Raw genomic sequence first — 16,511 nt, 5'->3', positions numbered from 1 at the left:
CCATTAAACCCGGCCACGCGGTCGGCAATCCGCGCCCGCGCGTGGTGGGGCCCGGCCCCCGGCCGGGGCCCGCCCCCCCACACCCCCCCGCGCGTGGGCGCCCGCCTGTACTTCACCCTCACCAAATAGGGCGGCGGCTCACGCCTGGAGCTGCAACTGCCGCAGCTGACGCTGGACATGGTCCAGCGCACCCTGCCGCCGGCCGGGCACCCGGCCGCGCAGCTCCGCGAGCGCGGGCCCCAGTTCACGGGCCCGCGCCGCGTCGCCTATCCGCCCCCACTGGTGGTGCGCCCGGTCCACGGCCGCCTCCACGGCCGGCGCGTCCACCGCCTGCCCGGCGGCCAGCCGCGCGGCGGCGACCGCCATCCAGGTACGGCAACTCCGCTCGGCGTCCCCCGCGAACATCGCCAGATCGGCCCGCACCTCGGCCCAGTGCAACGCCTCCTCCGACCCCACCCCCCGCGAAACAGCGGCAGCCTGCTCCCAACGAGCGGCAAGGGCATCGGCCTCGGAGTGATTCCCGGCCTGGACGGCGGTGGAGATGGCGGCGTGGGGGTCATCTCCCAGCCCCACCAGCCCGTCTGGGGGTCCCCCCGCTGGGGGAGTTTGAGGACGAGGCCCCTTCAGGGCCGAAACGGGGGTCTGGGGGCGGTAGCCCCCAGGGACGGGAAGGGAAGGGGCGGCGGGGGCGAACTCCACCCGGGCACCCCCGGACAGCACGAGATCCCCCACCTCCCCCTCCCCCGCGATCCTCCCCAACGCCATCTGATGCAACTGCTCAACCGCCGGACGGCCCCCGCTCCGCAGTATCGTCGCCACAGCCTTCATATACGTCGGCGCGGCCACCGCCCGCCGCCCCGGCGGCGGCGCCACCCGCCCGTACAGGGCAACCGTCGGCCCGCACTCCAGAACCTGCCCCCGCAACCACCCCCACGCCTCCGCGTCGGCATGCAGATCCACCACCACGGTCGTCGTCCCGGCCGCCCGCAACCGCAGCTCCTCCCGGAACCAGTGCCACGGAAACCCGGTGTACCGCACGGTCGACGGCGTGGTCCGCGCGAGCGCGAGATGTGGCAGGTGCTGCCGCCGGTCGAGCTGGAGCTGCCCGGTCACGAACACGGTCAGCGGCCCGGCCGCCGCCGCGGCGGCCCGCAGCCGGGTCAGCACGGCCTGCGGCTCCAGCGGATCGGCCAGCTCGACGACGTTCGCGGTGTCGGTTCCGGCCAGCACGGCGGGCGGCACGGCCGCGAGCACGGGGAGGACGGACGCCGCGTCCACCAGACACCCCTTGCCCACGGGCGAGGCCGCGAGCAGCAGCACGGTTCCGGGCATGGTCCCCTCCCCCTGTCGATGTTGACGACGACGATCAGTACCTCAGCACCTTGACGTGCTCCCTGGCCTAAAGTCCAGGGATTCCGGCCTGGGTCGTGTGACCCTTCCGGGGGCTTCCTGCTTCACCGCGCTGTGCGGGCACGCGTGCCCGTCTTACCGGCACTCCACAGGCGTTTGGCGTCTCCGCCCGTCCGGCGGCGACGATTCGACGTCCTTCGAAGAGGACGTTACGGGCTGCGTTGTGGTCGCGGTCGTGCACGGTGCCGCAGGCCCCGCACGTCCACTCCCGCACGTGCAGGGGCTTGGGGCCGTCCCGGAATCCGCAGGCCGAGCAGACCTGAGAGGACGGGAAGGCCCGGTCCACCTTGGCGAAGGTGCGGCCGTGCAGAGCTGCCTTGTACTCCAGCATCCGTACGAACGCGGACCATCCCGCGTCGTGCACGGACTTGGCGAGCCGGGTGCGGCCGAGGCCGGACACCGCGAGGTCTTCCACGTACACCGCTTGGTTGTCGCGAATGATCTGTGTGGAAGCCTTGTGATGCCAGTCCCGGCGCCGGTCCGCCACCTTGGCGTGCTGGCGTGCGACCTTGATGCGGGCTTTGGCCCGGTTCTTCGATCCCTTGACCTTGCGGGACAGCTCCCGCTGAAGACGCTTGAGTTTCTTCTCCGCCCGGCGCAGGAAGCGCGGGCTGTCGATCTTGCTGCCGTCGGACAGGACGGCGAAGACGGACAGGCCGAGGTCGATACCGGACTCCGCTTCCACCTCGGGGAGGATGTCCGGCTCGGTGTCCACGACGAAGCTGAGGAAGTAACGGCCGCAGCTCTCCTTGGTGACGGTCAGGGATGTGGGTGCGCCCGGAAGCCGACGGGACCACTTGACCTTGAGGTTGCCGACCTTGGCCACGTACACCGTGCCATCGTCCCGGAGGCAGAAGGCGTTGGTGTTGAGGCGGATCGACTGCCGGTTGTCCTTCTTCGACTTGTAGCGGGGCGGGCCCACCTTGCGGCCCTGCCGCTTGCCCTTGACCGAGTCGAAGAAGTTCTTGTAGGCGGTGTCCAGGTCCCGCAGAGACTGTTGCAGGACGACCGCCGACACGTCGGTGAGCCAGGCGCGTTCCTGGGTGTGCTTGGCCTGGGTGATGCGAAGCCGGGACAGCTCGGCCGACGTCACGTACGGCAGTCCTGCCGCGTGTGCTTCCTTGCGGTCACGCAGGCAGTCGTTCCACACCACGCGGGCGCACCCGAACGCACGTGCCAGCGCACAGCGCTGGGAGGCGTCCGGGTAGACCCGGTAGTTGTAGCGGAGCTGCACAACCCAAGATCCTACTACGATTGGTCTCATGGATGGACAGAACGACTACAGGCGTGGCAGACATGTTGTTTCGGCGATGCATGTGCACTTGGTCTTTGTGACGAAGTACCGGCGCGGGGTGTTCAACGACGAGATGCTGACACGCTGCGAAGAGATCATGCGCAAGGTCTGCGAGGACTTCGAGGCGGAGCTGAAGGAGTTCAACGGCGAACGTGATCACGTCCACCTGTTGGTGCACTACCCGCCCAAGGTCGCCGTCTCGAAGCTTGTCAACAGCCTCAAGGGCGTCTCCGCTCGCCGGATACGGCAGGAGTTCACCGGCCGGATCAACCGCGCCGTCATGCATGGGCACCTGTGGTCGCCCTCGTATTTCTCCGCATCGTGCGGCGGAGCACCGTTGGCGATCGTCCGCCAGTACATCGAGCAGCAACAACGTCCGCTCTACGGTGCACGTCAGAGCAGCCTTGAGATGCATTCATCCCAGGCGTGAGCGCCGGGGCTTTCTACAAGGGTCCCGATAACCGCTGCTGCTGCAAAGGTCTGCCTCAGGACTGCAAACGTCCCCGTACGGGGCCTTCGTCGCCCCGAGCGGAAACCGCCCCCGCCCGCCGTACCGCGAAGACCGTCGTGTCGTCCGCGAGCCGCCCCCCGCAGTGCCGCAGCGTGCCGTCCCGCACGAACGCCACCAGCGGGGCGGGCTCCGCCGTACGCGCGTCCCGCCGCACCGCCGAGGCGACCTCCTCGGCCAGCGGATAGAACACCCCGGCCGCGTCCCGCGCCTCCGTCACCCCGTCCGTGACCAGCAGCACCGTCTCCCCCGCGGCCACCTTCACCCGGAGCAGCACCGGCACCCCGTCCGCCCCGGCGAGGTCCCCGAGGCCGAGCGGCAGCCCGTCCCCGCAGGGCAGCGGCCGTACCCCCGCCGCCCCCACCAGCAGCGGCGGCTCGTGCCCGAACCCGACGACCTCGACCACGCCCCGCTCCCCGTCGGGGAAGCCGATGAGGACGGCCGTGGCGAACCGGTCCCCGTCGTCCCGCCCCAGCGCCACGGTGTGCAGCCGGTGCCGCCGCATCCGGGTCTCCAGACGGCCGGCGACCGTCGTCAGGTCCGCCTCGTGGTACGCCGCCTCCCGGAACGTGCCCAGCAGCGCGGCCGCCGCCTCCACCGCGCCCAGCCCCTTGCCCTGTACGTCGCCGAGGAGGACGCGGGTGCCGTGCGGGCCGGGCTGGATGTCGTAGAAGTCGCCGCCCACGCGGGCGTCGGCGTCGGCGGCGAGATACACCGCCGCGTGGTCGAGGCCGCCCCACAGAGGCGGCAGCGGGCGCAGCACGGTCCGCCGGGTGGTCTCCGCGATGTCCATCATGTGCAGCATCCGCCGCTCGGCGCGCACCCGGAACGAGGAGGCGAGCACGGACAGCACCCCGCCGACGAGGACGAGCACGAAGTCGGCCGGGCCCTCCCGGTACTCGCTGGGCCAGGCGGCGTCGCTGGTGACGTACACGACGAGCGCCAGGGCCGCGAAGAGCGCCGTGGTCCACACCCCGCACAGCGCGGCGGCGATCGCGGAGACGAACACGCACCACGACACGATCCGGAACTCGCCGGTGGTGTTGAAGTCGGCGAAGGTGATGGCCACGAGCATCACCAGCGGCACCAGCCAGGTGACGCTGCGCCCCCGGATCTGCAGGAGCTGCTGGCGTTGCAGGACGTCCCGGCGCCGGGTACGCGGACGGCCGCGGTCGAGCGGACCGTGACCTCCGTGCCCTCCGTGACGCCCGGGGTCGCGCATGAGGTCAGCGAAACACGGGGTGGGACGGCCCGCATCCGGGTACTCGACGCACCCGACTTGCCACCGCCCGCGCACAGGTGTGCCCTGGAAGGCGGGGCGAGGAGAGAGAGGAGTGCTCTCATGGCTCACGCGGCACCCGCAGTGCGGACCCCGGCCGTTCCGGCCAGGACACCCGACGTCTTCAGTGAGAAGACCCACCGGATCGCGCGGTGGGCGGTCCCCGTCACCGTGGGGCTCGTCTACGGCTACTGGGTGGCGGCCAACAACCGCGCCGGCGGCCCCATCACCGGCTGGAACCTCCTGCTCGGCTTCGTGAGCACGATCGTGTTCGCGGGCCTGTGGATGGGCGTGGCGGCCCTGGCCCCGCACATGATGCGCGAACTGCACGCCGTGCTGTGGGCGGCGTTCGCGGGCTGTGCCTTCGGCTTCCTGTTCGCGCAGACCGGAGCGAGCATCCTGCATTCCGTGTGGATGGGGGCGGTGATCGGCGCGACCACGTTCGCGGTGGTGTTCTACCGCTACTACACGCACGAGGACGCGGAGGGACACCGCATCCGCTAGTCGTTCCCCCCACGGGTACGCACATGGGCCCCGGCGTGGTGCGCCGGGGCCCATGCGTTCCCTCATCCCTCCACTCACCGGCCGACCGGGATCCACTCCCAGTCACCCGACGAGGTTCCTGACGTTCCTGAGGCGCTGAGATCGGCCTCCTTCTCCCCAGAACCAGGAAACACCCGTTCGGGTGAACCCTCCACCGGAAGCCCCACAGGCCCCATGGATCCCGGCGATCCCAGGGGCACCCGTACGGCTCACGTCGGCTGGCGTAGGCCGCCCCCAGCCCGTTGCCTTGAGGCGTGTCCCGAAGCCTGCGGACCGCCCTGTCGGCCGTCCTGATCGCGCTGTCCTGCCTGCTCGTGCCGTTCGGCGCGCTCGCGGCCTGGGCGGCGTACGGCCTCACCGACACCCGCAGCTACGTCACCGCGATGGCGCCGCTCGCCTCCGATCCCGCCGTACGGGACGCCGTGGCGGACACGGTGGGGGACGGGGTGGCGCGCGAGTCGGGGATGAGCCCGCTGTTCATGCGGGACGCGGTCCGCTCGTTCACCGCGACCCGCGCCTACCGCACCGCGTGGGACGCGGGCAACGAGGCGGCGCACACGGCCGTGATGAGAGCGCTGAACGACGAGCGCGCCGACCGTGACGACCGCCCGGTGACGGTGGACCTGGCGACCGTCACCACGCCGCTGAAACACCAGATGACCCTCGACCACGTGCCGTTCGCCGAGCGCATCCCGATCGAGCACACCCGGGTGGCCCTGCTCCCGCCCGACGACCTGGTCACACTCCGGAAGGGCTACCACGTGCTCGATGTCGCCGGTTTCTGGCTGCCGTTGGCGGCCGTCGTCTTCGCGGCCTGCGGTATCGCCGTAGCCGCCTGCCGCCGCCGCGCGATCACCGCGACGGCCCTCGGTACCGCGCTCGGCGGCGCTTTCCTCGGCCTCGCCGTCGCCATCGGCCGCCATCTCACCCTCGCCGACCTCCCCGACCCGGCCCACCGCCCGGCGGCCGCCGCGGTCTACGACGCCCTCACCACGACGCTGCGCACGGTGGCCTGGCTCCTCCTCGCCGTCGGTCTGACGGTGGCCGCGGCGACCTGGCTCACCCACCACTTCCGGACGGCCCGCCCGCGGCAAGACCCGCGAGCGTCCGCAGCGCCCGCGCCAACTCCCCCTCCGGAGCCGACGCGAGCCCGAGCCTGACCGCGTCCGGGGTGCGGTGCGGGTCGACGGCGAACGCGGTGCCCGGTGTGACGGCGATGCCGTGCGCGGCGGCGGCGGCCGTGAAGGTGTCCGCCCGCCACGGCGCGGGCAGCTCCCACCACGCGAAGTAGGCGCGTGGGTCGGTCCGTACGGAGAAGGCGCCGAGGTGCTCGGCGAGCAGGGCCTGCCGCCGGGTCACGTCCGCGCGCTTCTCCTCGACGAGCCGTGCCACGATCCCCTCCTCCACCCACCGCACGGCCGCCTCCAGCGCGAACCCCGCCGCGCTCCACCCTCCGGACCGCACGGCGGCCGCCACGGCCTCCACCCGCCCCTGCGGTACGACGAGAAAGCCGACGGTGAGCCCCGGCGCGACCCGTTTGGACAGCCCGTCCACGACATGGGTGAGGGAGGGGGCGTGGGCGGCGAAGGGGGCCGGGTCCGGGTGGAGGAAGGACCAGATGCGGTCCTCGACGACGGGGATGTCCAGGTCGGCGACGGCGCGGGCGAGTTCCCGCTTCCGCGCGTCCGTCATGGTCACCGACGTCGGGTTGTGCAGGGTCGGCTGGAGGTAGAGCGCGGAGAGCGGGGCGGCCCGGTGGGCGGCGCGCAGCGCGTCGGGCGGCACCCCGCCCTCACCGTCGCCGGCCAGCGGTACCAGCACCACCCCCAGCCGTGCGGCGACCTCCTTGACCAGCGGATACGTCAGTTCCTCCACCCCGACCCGGCCGCCGGGCCGGACGAGGGAGGCGAGGGCGGCGGCGATGGCCTGACGGGCGTTGCCCGTGAAGAGGAGCCGGTCGGGGCCCGGCCGCCAGCCGGGCAGGGCGAGCAGCCGGGCGGCGGCCTCACGCGCGGCGGGGGTCCCGGTGGCGGCGCCCGGCCGCAACGCCTCCCCGAGCACGTCGGGCCGCAGCAGGGGAGTGAGCGCGTGTCCGAGCAGCTCGGACTGCCCTGCCACGACCGGGTAGTTGAGCTCCAGGTTGACGGGCGCGGCGGTGGCCTCCTCGATCAGCGCCCGCCCCTGCGCCGTCTCCGGCGCGGCTCGCACGAAGGTCCCCCGCCCGACCTCGCCGACGACCAGCCCGCGCCGCACGAGTTCGCTGTAGACCCGCCCGGCCGTGGACGGCGCGATGCGGTGCCGTCGTGCGAACCACCGTTGCGGGGGCAGCTGTTGACCGGCCCGCAGTCGCCCGGAGGCGATGTCCGCGGCGATCCGGTCGGCGATGGCCCGGAAGTCGCCCACACTGTCCCCCCCTTGGGATTGCACCGAGAGCAAAGATCTTATTGCACCGAGGATTTGGGCCGCCCTAGGGTCGCTGACATGACCCCCTTCCTCGCATACGAGGACAAAGGCGACGCGCATTCCTCCGCTCTCCCCCTTGTCCTCCTCCACGGGCATCCCTTCGACCACACGATGTGGGCCCCGCAGCTCGAGGCGTTCTCCGCCGGCCGCCGGGTGATCGCCCCCGACCTGCGCGGCTACGGCGCCTCCCCGGTGGTCCCCGGCATCACGCTGCTCTCCGACTTCGCCCAGGACGTCGCGTCGCTGCTGGACGAGCTGAAGGTGGAGGCGTTCGTGCTGGCCGGCCTGTCCATGGGCGGCCAGATCGCGATGGACTTCTCCGGGCGGTTCCCCGACCGCGTCCGGGGCCTGGTCCTCGCCGACACCTTCCCGGCCCCGGAGACGCCCGGCGGAAGGCGGGCCCGCAACGAGATGGCCGACCGGCTCCTCGCGGAGGGCATGCGCGGCTACGCCGACGAGGTCCTGGAGAAGATGGTCGCCCCGTACGCCGACCCGGCCGTCAAGGCGCACGTCCACCGCATGATGACGTCGACGCCGCCCGAGGGCGCGGCGGCGGCCCTGCGCGGCCGCGCCGAACGGCCCGACTACCGCGGCACGCTGACCGGGCTCACGGTCCCGGCGCTGGTCGTGGTCGGCGCGGACGACGAGTACACCCCCGTGTCGGACGCGGAGGCGATGCACGCCGCCCTCCCCGACTGCGTCCTGCACGTCGTCGAGGGCGCGGCCCACATGCCGAACCTGGAGCGGCCGCAGGACTTCAACGCGGCACTGGCGGCCTTCCTGACCAGGATCGACGCGCCGTAATGCCTTGGCCCGGACTCCGCCCGCCCGGCTACCGTTCCCCTCCATGAGCACCGTGCAGAAGAAGACGACGACCCTCTGGCGCCCCACCGGCCCCGAGGAGCTCGCGCTCGTGGAGGCCTCCGGGTGGACGGCCTGGCCGCCCCGGCTGCCCGAGCAGCCCATCTTCTATCCGGTGCTGAACGAGGACTACGCGGTGCGCATCGCCCGGGACTGGAACGTGCCCGCCTCCGGCGTCGGGTACGTCACCCGGTTCGAGGTCGAGACGGAGTTCCTGGAGCGGTATCCGGTGCGCCAGGCCGGGGGAGAGACCATCCTGGAGCTGTGGGTACCGGCCGAGGAGCTCGATGAGTTCAACACGCACATCGTCGGGCGCATCGAGGTCGTCCGGGAGTTCCGCTGACGCGCCCCGCCGGGGGATGCCGTGGCGTCTGCTCGGTGCCTGGTGTGCGGGGCTGCTGCTCGCGGGGGTGAGCGTGGTCGTCGGCTGCCGGGCCGCCGACACCGACGCGGTCACCCCCGTACCGCAGGTGCTGGCGTTCCTGCCGTGGCTGCTCGTGCCCGCCGGCGCCGCGGCGGCCCTGGCCCTGCTGGCCCGCTGGTGGCCGGGGGTGGTCTGGGGGGTCGTGGCACTCGCGCTGCTCGGCTGGTTCGGCCGGCCGTACGGCGACGGGGCCGAGCCCGGGGGAAAGACGGTCGCCGAGCTGCGGGTGCTCACCTCCAACGTCGAGTTCGGGTGGGCCACCGGCGCGCTGATCCCCGTGGTGCGGCGGGAGAAGCCGGACATCGTGTTCGTCGAGGAGTGCGAGTACACCTGTCAGGCGGCGGTGCGGCGGGAGCTGGGCGGGGAGTACCCCTACCGGCAGGCCGTACCGGGGGAGTCCTCCGTGGGATCGGTGATCCTCAGCCGGTTCCGGCTCACGCCCGCCGAGGGCGTCGACGGGAGCATGGGGATGCCGGGTGCCGTCGCCGACGTCGACGGGCGTTCCGTACGGCTCCAGCTCGCGCACCCCAAGCCGCCGCTGCCCGACCAGGTCGACCTGTGGAAACGGGAGCTGGGGCGGCTCCATGACTTCGCCGCCCGGCACGCCGACGGCCCGCTCGTCCTCGCCGGGGACTTCAACGCCTCCCAGGACCACACCGCCTTCCGCCGCGTCCTCGACACCGGGCTGCGTGACGCGGCCCGCCTCTCCGGCGCGGGCCGCGAGCCGAGCTGGCCGAGCCGTACGACGCCCGTCTTCGGCGCGCAGATCGACCATGTGCTGGTGTCGAAGGAGTTCTCCGCGAGCGGCGCCCGCTTCCTCCGCCTCGACGACACCGACCACCGCGCGCTGGTCGTGAACCTCACCCTTCACCAGCCCTGATGGGCCCGGGCGGCGGTGCCCATAATGAGCCCATGTCCCGCGAGTTCCCCATCGGCCTCACACCTCCCGACTGGCTGGTGCGGAACCTTCAGCCCCAGCAGGCCCCCGTCAACCGGCCCGCCGTCGCCCGCGCCGCCATCGCGATGACACTCCCCCTGGCGATCGGCCTGGCGGTCGCAGAGCCCGCGTACGGGGCCCTCGCGTCGATGGGCGCCCTGTCCGGGGTCATCGGCGACACCGCCGACGCCTACCGCATGCGGATCCTCAACATCGCGATCCCCCAGCTGTTCGGAGCCGTCGGCATCACCCTCGGCGCGGCCGTGTACGGGCAGGGGTGGCCGGCGGTCGTCGCCGTCACCGGCGTGGCCCTGGTCTCCGGGATGATCTCGACGATCGGGGCCGTGGCGTCCGTGTCCGGACTGCTGCTCCTGCTCAACTCCGTCGTGGGGGCGGGCCTGCCGATGCCCGGGCAGTGGTGGCTGGCGCCCCTGCTCATGTCCGGCGGCGGGCTGCTCGTCCTCCTCCTCGCCCTGCTGGCCTGGCCGCTGCGTTCCGGGATCCCGGAACGCACCGCGGTCGCGGCCACCTACCGCACGGTCGCCGACCTGCTGGCCGCCTGCGGCAGCGACGTTCCCGGCGCCTACGAGGACGCCCGGCACACCGTCACCCAGTCCCTGAACCAGTCCTACGACCTCGTCCTCGCCCGACGCGCCCGCCACCACGGCCGGACCCCCGAACTGGCCCGGCTGATCGCCCAGTTGAACGCCATCACCCCCGTGGTGGAGGCCGCCCCCGCCGCGCACCTCCACGGCAGACCGCTCCCGACCGAGGTCCCCGAGGCCGTACGCCACCTCGCGCGGGCGGTCGAGGCCGGCTTCACCGGACCCCTGGCCCTCCCGCTCCCCACCCCCGCCTCCGAGACCGGCCGTGCCGTCGACCACGCCCTGCGGCACGCCGCCGAGGTCGTGACCGCGCCCGACATCGACCTGCGCGGCACCGAGGACGACCGCCTCGGCCGCCCGGCCCACCTCGGGGTCCGCGCCGCCCGCGCCACCCGCAACGTCGCCCTGTCCGCCGCCTCCTGGCGCTACGGCCTGCGTCTCGCCCTGTGCATCGGCCTCGCCCAGGTCCTCGTCTCGACCGTCCCGGTCCCCCGCTCCTACTGGGTGGCCCTGACCATCACCTTCGTCCTCAAGCCCGACTTCGGCTCGGTGTTCTCCCGCGCCCTGCTGCGGGCGCTGGGCACGGTCGCCGGCCTGGTGGTGGCGGCGGCCGTCCTCTCCCAGGTCCCACGCGGCTGGTGGGACGTACCGGTGATGCTCGTCCTCGCGCCCCTCATCCCGGCCCTCACCCCGCGCGGCTACGGCTACCAGACCGCGGCGATCACCCCGGTGATCCTGCTGCTGTCCGACATCCTCAACCACCAGGGCACGGGCCTGCTGCTCCCCCGCCTGGTGGACTCGCTGATCGGCTGCGGCATCGCCCTCGTGGCCGGCTACCTGCTCTGGCCCGAGAGCTGGCACACCCGGGTCGGCGACCGACTCGCCGACGCGGTCGCCGACACCGCCCGCTATGTGGACGCGGCCTTCGGCCCGGGCGTCGCCCCGGCCGCCCGCGCCCGGATGCGCCGCCGCCTCTACCGCGACCTCTCCGTCATCCGTACGGAGTTCCAGCGCGCCCTGACCGAACCTCCGCCCACGGGCCGACGGGCCGCCGCCTGGTGGCCCCTCGTCGTCGCCGTGGAACGCATCGTCGACGCGACGACGGCGGCCCGGGTCCGCGTGAAACACGGAGCCGAACCACCGTCACAACGCGAGCTCGCCCAGATCACCCTGCAACTACGGGAACTGGCCGAGGGCCTGCGCACCACAGAAACCCTCTACCCCGTCCGCACCGACCTACCGGGCCCAGCAGGCAGCGTCCTGGAGCCATTGCGCCAGGAGGTGGCGGCAGCAAGAGCAATCACCTCACCAACGCCGTAGCCTGCGGGCAGTCGTGCCGTCGGGGCGGCACCCACCCCGCACGGCCTCCACACTCGCCCAGCTGCGGCAGTCGTGCCGCTGGGGCGATGGGGGTCCCCCCGCTCGAGCGAAGCCGAGAGTGGGGGAGGGTGGGCGCAGCGGCACCCCGTGAGCGCCGGGCCGCGCGACCCACCCCCGGCCCGCCCCAGCACCGAGCACCTAGACGCCGATGTCACAGCCGTCCGCGCGCCACACGGCCACGACCGCCGGGCGGACGATCTTGCCGGCCCCGTCGGGCCAGACACTCGCCGGCTTCTCCACGCTCGCACCGCTGATCTCGCCCGGGTGCTGCACAGCCACCAGCACCCGCCGGTCCTGCACCAGCGGCCCACAGGTCTCGGCCCCGGTCGGCACGGTCAGGAACTGCTTCAGCTCACCGCGCCGCGGACCCCGGGTGGCGACGCCGAACAGTCCGTCGTGCGAGCCGAGCTGGTTGCCGTCCGTGGAGATCCACAGGTTGCCGTGCGGGTCGAAGGCCACGTTGTCCGGGCAGGAGATCGGGCTGACGTCGTCCTTCGGGAAGCCCGCGAAGTAGGTGGCCGCGTCCTCCGGGTCACCCGCGACCAGGAACAGCGACCAGGCGAACTTCGTGCTCTCGGCCCGGTTCCAGCGCTCGGTCAGCTCCAGGACGTGCCCGTGCTTGTTGGCGTTGCGCGGGTTGGCCTCGTCGGCCGGGGCGTTGGCACCGACCCCGCGGTTGGTGTTGTTGGTGAGGGCGACGTACACCTTGCCGGTGTGCGGGTTGGGCTCGATGTCCTCGGGCCGGTCCATCTTGGTCGCGCCCACCTTGTCACCGGCGAGCCGGGTGAAGACGTAGACCTCCTCGGCGGTCATGCCCTCGACGTGCGAGACGGCGCCGTGCGCGGTGGCGGTGGCGAGCGGGATCCACTCCCCGCTCCCGTCGAACTCGCCGTCGGCGGGCAGCTTGCCGGTGCCGTCGATCTCGATGGCGGGGGAGTCGCCGGTGAGCCTGGCGACGTACAGCGTCCCCTCGTCGAGCAGGGTGAGGTTGTGCTCACGAGCGGCCCTGCTCGTCCCCTTCTTCATCTTCTTGCTGCCGACGAACTTGTAGAAGTAGTCGAACCGCTCGTCGTCACCGGAGTAGACGACGGGCCGCCCGTCGTCCGTGAGCCGGACGGTGGCGCCCTCGTGCTTGAACCGGCCGAGCGCGGTGCGCTTGTGCGGCGTGGAGGTCGGGTCGTACGGGTCCAGCTCCACGACGTACCCGAACCGGTGGGACTCGTTGGGCTCCTGGGCGACGTCGAACCGCTTGTCGAACCTCTCCCACTTCCGCTCGGTGGCCCCGGTGCCGAGCCCGTACCGCTTGTCCGTGGTGCGGGTGGCGTTGGCGAAGTACTGGTTGAAGTTCTCCTCGCCGTGGAGGGTGGTGCCCCAGGGGGTCGTACCGCCCGAGCAGTTGTTGAGCGTGCCGAGGACCTTCCGCCCGGTCGGGTCGGCGGAGGTCTTCAGCAGGTCGCTGCCGGCGGCGGGCCCGGTGAGCCGGAACTCGGTGGTGGCGGTGACGCGCCGGTTGAGCGGATGCCGCGGTACGGCGGTCAGGGCGCCGGTCCGCCGGTCCTCCTCGACGACCACGACACCGAGCCCATGCGCGGCCCAGGCGACCTCGACCTGCTGACGGGTCGGGTTGGCGGCGTCGTAGCCGCGGAACATCAGCACTTCGTCGGTGTACTCGTGGTTGGCCACGAGCACCTGCCGGCGGTGCTCGCCCGGCAGCGGCAGCAGCGCCAGGAAGTCGTTGTTGTACCCGAACTGACCGGCCTGGGCGGCGGCGGTCTGGTTCTCCGGGTCGAAGGCGGGGGCGCCGCGCAGGATGGGCTCGCCCCAGCGGATCACGACGTTCTGCCGGTAGCCGTCGGGGACGGTGACGGCGTCGGTGGTGTTCGGCGGGACGGGCGTGAAGCGCAGGCCCCGAGCACCGCCGGAAGGTTTCGTTCTCCCGGCCGCCTCCGGGGCCGCGGCGGCGGCCGGAAGCGCACCGGCCACACCCGCCGCTCCGGCCGTGGCCGCGACGGTCACGACGGCGGCGGCACGCATCACCTTGCGGCGGCTGAGCGCGCCGGCGATGACATCACCGACGTATGCGTTGGCGCTGGTGTTGGGCACCTCGTGGAAGCAGGCGTCACCACACCGGAAACGACAGGTCAGGGCGGAACGTCCGCCGGGGTGGGACTGGGACGGTGTTCCGATCAGCGGCAGCAGCTTGCGCACCTTTAATCTCCCCTTGCATGCCCTTGGTGTGAGCGTGACGGTAGGGGCACGTATGTGCGCAGGCGCGGCGGCAGGGTGAACCCGGGGTGAATCCCCGGCAGCCACAAGGGTGTTGGGGGCGACGGCGGGTACGGTGTGGACGCGTCCGCCGGATGGCTGGGAGGCGGTGTTGACACACCTCGCTTCCCCTTACTCACCCCTGCCCAAGATCGCCACTTCGGGCCGCTAACCTTACGTGTCCGTCCTGGCCAGGGATTGACGGGCTTCGACTCACGCGAAGGGTTGCGCGCATGGGCATTCTCACTCGCCTTCGGAACGCATTCGGCCGCTCACGCAAGGAGCGCACCGCCGAGGCGGAGGGTGCGGAACAGGTTCCTTCGCAGGAACCGGCTCCCTCGCGGGAGCAGACTCCCTCGCGGGAGGAGGCACGGTCGCCCGAACCGCAGCCCGCCCCCGCCTCCGCCCCGGACCCGGCGCCCACAGCCCAGATCCCCGAGCCCCGCCCGGCGACCGACGAGGAACACGAACTCGTCTCGGCCGCCTTCGACAACGTGACGGTCCCCAAGCCGACCCGCTCCACGGAGACGGAGGCGGAGGCCGCACCGACGGCTGAGCCGAGCGCGGAGGCGGAAGCCACGCCGGCGGCGGAACCGGCTCCGGTGGCGGAGGCCGCACCGGCGACTCCGGAAGCGGAGGATGCTGTCGCGGAGGAACCCGCCTCGGAGAGCAAGCCCGAGGCCGAGGCGGCGGACGCGGAGACGGCGCCGGGCGCGGAGGCCGAGACTGCGGACGAGGAGCCCGCTGTCGAGGCGGAGGCGAAGCCGACGGCTGCCGAGACCCCCACCGAGCCGGAGACCGCCGAGGCCGAACCGAGCGCCGAAGCCCCGGCGGAAGCCGAGCCCGAGGCGGAGACCCCCGCCGAGGCCGAGCCCGCTGCGGCCGCCGAGCTGTCCTCGGACGAACCGGAGGTTGAGCCTGCGGCGGAGCCCCCTGCCGAGGCGGACGCCGAGCCGGCCGCTGCCGACGCTGTCGAGGCCGAGCCGGCCACGGAAGCCCCCGCGGAGGCCGACGCCGAGGCTGAGCCCGTCGCGGACGCCGAGGCGACCGACGAGCCCGAGGCCGAGCCTGCCGCGGAGACCCCGGCAGAGGCGGACGCCGAGACCGAGGCCGCTGCGGCCGCCGAGGTGTCCTCGGACGAGCCGGAGGTTGAGCCTGCGGCGGAGACCCCGGCAGAGGCGGACGCCGAGACCGAGCGCGAGTCGGCTGCCGCCGACGCTGCCGCGGCCAAGCCGGCCACGGAAGCCCTGGCGGAGGCCGACGCCGAAGCTGAGCCCGTCGCGGCGGACGCCGAGGCGACGGACGAGCCCGAGGCCGAGCCTGCCGCGGAGACCCCTGCCGAGGCGGACGCCGAGACCGACGACGCGCCGGCCGCTGCCGAGGCGGAACCGGCCGCGGAAGCCCCCGCGTCGGCGGACGCCGAAGCTGAGCCCGTCGCGGCGGACGCCGAGGCGACGGACGAGCCCGAGGCCGAGCCTGCCGCGGAGACCCCCGCCGAGGCTGAGCCCGAGGCCGAGCCTGCCGCGGAGACCCCGGCAGAGGCGGACGCCGAGACCGAGGGCGAGCCGGCTGCCGAGGAGGAGCCGCAGGCTCAGACCGAAGCAGCCCCCGAAACCCCTGCTCAGCCGGCCGAGGTGGAGCCGGAGCTCGTGGCAGCGGCAGCGGCTGAGGCGGAGACGAGTCAGCCCGCGGACGCCGACGGCGGGGACGCCCCACTGGCCTCACCCGCAGTCGACGACGAAAGCCGCACGGGTGGTGCGGGTGGGAACACGGCGGTCGACGGCGAAGCCGAGGACCGCGTCCGGACCGACGCCCCCCACCTCGTCACCGCGTACCGCACCGCCGGCGCCGCCCTCGACAAGCTCGGCCTCGCCGCCGCGCGAGCCTCCGTGTACCTGGTCCTCGACCGCTCCGCGTCGATGCGGGCGTACTACAAGGACGGCTCCGCCCAGTCCCTGGCCGACCAGACCCTCGCCCTCGCGGCCCACCTGGACCCCGAGGCCAAGGTCCACGTCGTCTTCTTCTCGACGGAGCTCGACGGCACCGCCGACCTCGCCCTCACCGACCCCGAGGACCGGATCGACGACCTGCACGCCGGCCTCGGCCGCATGGGCCGTACCAGCTACCACGCCGCCGTCGAGGCCGTCGTGAGCCACCACGAGAAGTCGGCGGACCCGCAGGCCCCGGCCCTCGTCGTGTTCCAGACCGACGGCGCCCCGGACGCCAAGACCCCCGCCACCCAGTCCCTCACCGACGCCGAGAAGAACCACCCCACCGTGTTCTTCTCCTTCGTCGCCTTCGGTGAGCACGACAACAAGGCCTTCGACTACCTCCGCAAGCTGAAGACCGCCAACACGGCCTTCTTCCACGCGGGCCCCACCCCCCGCGAGCTCACCGACCAGGAGCTCTACGAGGGCGTCCTGGCCGCCTGGCGCCCGTAACGCCCATAACCCTCAGTAATCGGGCCGCCCGCTTCCCACCCCTTAAAACGGGAAGCGGGCGGCCCACCCATGTCGGCTACGATTTCAATTTCAAGGCCCAT

13 protein-coding genes are annotated in these 16,511 nt (G+C 72.8%); 8 read left to right on the top strand and 5 right to left on the bottom strand.

What is annotated here, in order from left to right; all coding sequences use genetic code 11:
• Positions 1–138: 138 nt before the first annotated feature.
• On the bottom strand, positions 139–1,332 hold the full coding sequence (locus tag ACIRF9_RS36540) for a hypothetical protein (RefSeq protein WP_403831279.1): 1,194 nt from the start codon (positions 1,330–1,332) through the stop codon (positions 139–141).
• 67 nt (positions 1,333–1,399) lie between these two features.
• Positions 1,400–2,644, bottom strand: coding sequence for an RNA-guided endonuclease InsQ/TnpB family protein (locus ACIRF9_RS36535; RefSeq protein WP_403831277.1), 1,245 nt, complete (start codon positions 2,642–2,644; stop codon positions 1,400–1,402).
• Between the two features lie 28 nt (positions 2,645–2,672).
• Here ACIRF9_RS36535 and tnpA point away from each other — a divergent pair, with 28 nt between their 5' ends.
• A complete protein-coding gene (gene tnpA / locus ACIRF9_RS36530) occupies positions 2,673–3,134 on the top strand; it encodes an IS200/IS605 family transposase (RefSeq protein WP_403831274.1) in 462 nt (153 codons plus the stop codon).
• Positions 3,135–3,189: 55 nt separating this feature from the next.
• On the opposite strand, the gene ACIRF9_RS36525 is transcribed toward tnpA, so the two are convergent.
• Positions 3,190–4,434 (bottom strand): PP2C family protein-serine/threonine phosphatase, encoded by a 1,245-nt coding sequence (locus tag ACIRF9_RS36525; protein WP_403831271.1) that lies wholly within the window; start codon positions 4,432–4,434, stop codon positions 3,190–3,192.
• A gap of 120 nt (positions 4,435–4,554) precedes the next feature.
• Between ACIRF9_RS36525 and ACIRF9_RS36520 the strand changes: the two genes are divergently transcribed.
• Positions 4,555–4,995, top strand: coding sequence for a hypothetical protein (locus ACIRF9_RS36520; protein WP_403831269.1), 441 nt, complete (start codon positions 4,555–4,557; stop codon positions 4,993–4,995).
• A gap of 293 nt (positions 4,996–5,288) precedes the next feature.
• The gene (locus ACIRF9_RS36515) at positions 5,289–6,194 is read left to right on the top strand and encodes a hypothetical protein (RefSeq protein WP_403831267.1); all 906 of its coding nucleotides are present in this window, start codon (positions 5,289–5,291) and stop codon (positions 6,192–6,194) included.
• On the opposite strand, the gene ACIRF9_RS36510 is transcribed toward ACIRF9_RS36515, so the two are convergent.
• The gene (locus ACIRF9_RS36510) at positions 6,094–7,437 is read right to left on the bottom strand and encodes a PLP-dependent aminotransferase family protein (RefSeq protein ID WP_403831264.1); all 1,344 of its coding nucleotides are present in this window, start codon (positions 7,435–7,437) and stop codon (positions 6,094–6,096) included. The genes ACIRF9_RS36515 and ACIRF9_RS36510 overlap by 101 nt on opposite strands.
• A gap of 78 nt (positions 7,438–7,515) precedes the next feature.
• On the opposite strand from ACIRF9_RS36510, the gene ACIRF9_RS36505 reads away from it, so the two are divergent.
• The 4 genes from ACIRF9_RS36505 to ACIRF9_RS36490 are packed head-to-tail and all read left to right on the top strand — an operon-like array spanning position 7,516 to position 11,644.
• Positions 7,516–8,301 carry an alpha/beta fold hydrolase gene (locus ACIRF9_RS36505; RefSeq protein ID WP_403831262.1) on the top strand — a complete coding sequence of 262 codons (786 nt, stop codon included), beginning with the start codon at positions 7,516–7,518 and terminating at the stop codon, positions 8,299–8,301.
• Between the two features lie 43 nt (positions 8,302–8,344).
• The gene (locus tag ACIRF9_RS36500) at positions 8,345–8,701 is read left to right on the top strand and encodes a hypothetical protein (RefSeq protein ID WP_403831259.1); all 357 of its coding nucleotides are present in this window, start codon (positions 8,345–8,347) and stop codon (positions 8,699–8,701) included.
• 16 nt (positions 8,702–8,717) lie between these two features.
• Entirely contained in the window at positions 8,718–9,662 is a 945-nt protein-coding gene (locus ACIRF9_RS36495) for an endonuclease/exonuclease/phosphatase family protein (RefSeq protein ID WP_403831257.1), read from the top strand.
• Positions 9,663–9,694: 32 nt separating this feature from the next.
• A complete protein-coding gene (locus ACIRF9_RS36490; RefSeq protein WP_403831255.1) occupies positions 9,695–11,644 on the top strand; it encodes an FUSC family protein in 1,950 nt (649 codons plus the stop codon).
• A 198-nt stretch (positions 11,645–11,842) separates the two neighbouring features.
• Here ACIRF9_RS36490 and ACIRF9_RS36485 read toward each other — a convergent pair whose 3' ends face one another.
• Entirely contained in the window at positions 11,843–13,912 is a 2,070-nt protein-coding gene (locus ACIRF9_RS36485; protein WP_403831252.1) for a PhoX family protein, read from the bottom strand.
• Between the two features lie 290 nt (positions 13,913–14,202).
• On the opposite strand from ACIRF9_RS36485, the gene ACIRF9_RS36480 reads away from it, so the two are divergent.
• On the top strand, positions 14,203–16,410 hold the full coding sequence (locus ACIRF9_RS36480; protein ID WP_403831250.1) for a VWA domain-containing protein: 2,208 nt from the start codon (positions 14,203–14,205) through the stop codon (positions 16,408–16,410).
• Positions 16,411–16,511 lie beyond the last annotated feature (101 nt).

The sequence above is a fragment of the Streptomyces sp. NPDC096132 genome (assembly GCF_044763345.1).
In the GTDB taxonomy this organism is placed as follows: domain Bacteria; phylum Actinomycetota; class Actinomycetes; order Streptomycetales; family Streptomycetaceae; genus Streptomyces.
This window is presented reverse-complemented; position numbering and strand designations above follow the sequence as displayed.

Bases quoted from the DNA above. Each gene is read 5' to 3' on its own strand.
- ACIRF9_RS36525 (WP_403831271.1), bottom strand. From the start codon at position 4,434: ATGCGCGACCCCGGGCGTCACGGAGGGCACGGAGGTCACGGTCCGCTC.
- tnpA (WP_403831274.1), top strand. From the start codon at position 2,673: ATGGATGGACAGAACGACTACAGGCGTGGCAGACATGTTGTTTCGGCG.
- ACIRF9_RS36490 (WP_403831255.1), top strand. From the start codon at position 9,695: ATGTCCCGCGAGTTCCCCATCGGCCTCACACCTCCCGACTGGCTGGTG.
- ACIRF9_RS36495 (WP_403831257.1), top strand. From the start codon at position 8,718: ATGCCGTGGCGTCTGCTCGGTGCCTGGTGTGCGGGGCTGCTGCTCGCG.
- ACIRF9_RS36520 (WP_403831269.1), top strand. From the start codon at position 4,555: ATGGCTCACGCGGCACCCGCAGTGCGGACCCCGGCCGTTCCGGCCAGG.
- ACIRF9_RS36505 (WP_403831262.1), top strand. From the start codon at position 7,516: ATGACCCCCTTCCTCGCATACGAGGACAAAGGCGACGCGCATTCCTCC.
- ACIRF9_RS36540 (WP_403831279.1), bottom strand. From the start codon at position 1,332: ATGCCCGGAACCGTGCTGCTGCTCGCGGCCTCGCCCGTGGGCAAGGGG.
- ACIRF9_RS36480 (WP_403831250.1), top strand. From the start codon at position 14,203: ATGGGCATTCTCACTCGCCTTCGGAACGCATTCGGCCGCTCACGCAAG.
- ACIRF9_RS36500 (WP_403831259.1), top strand. From the start codon at position 8,345: ATGAGCACCGTGCAGAAGAAGACGACGACCCTCTGGCGCCCCACCGGC.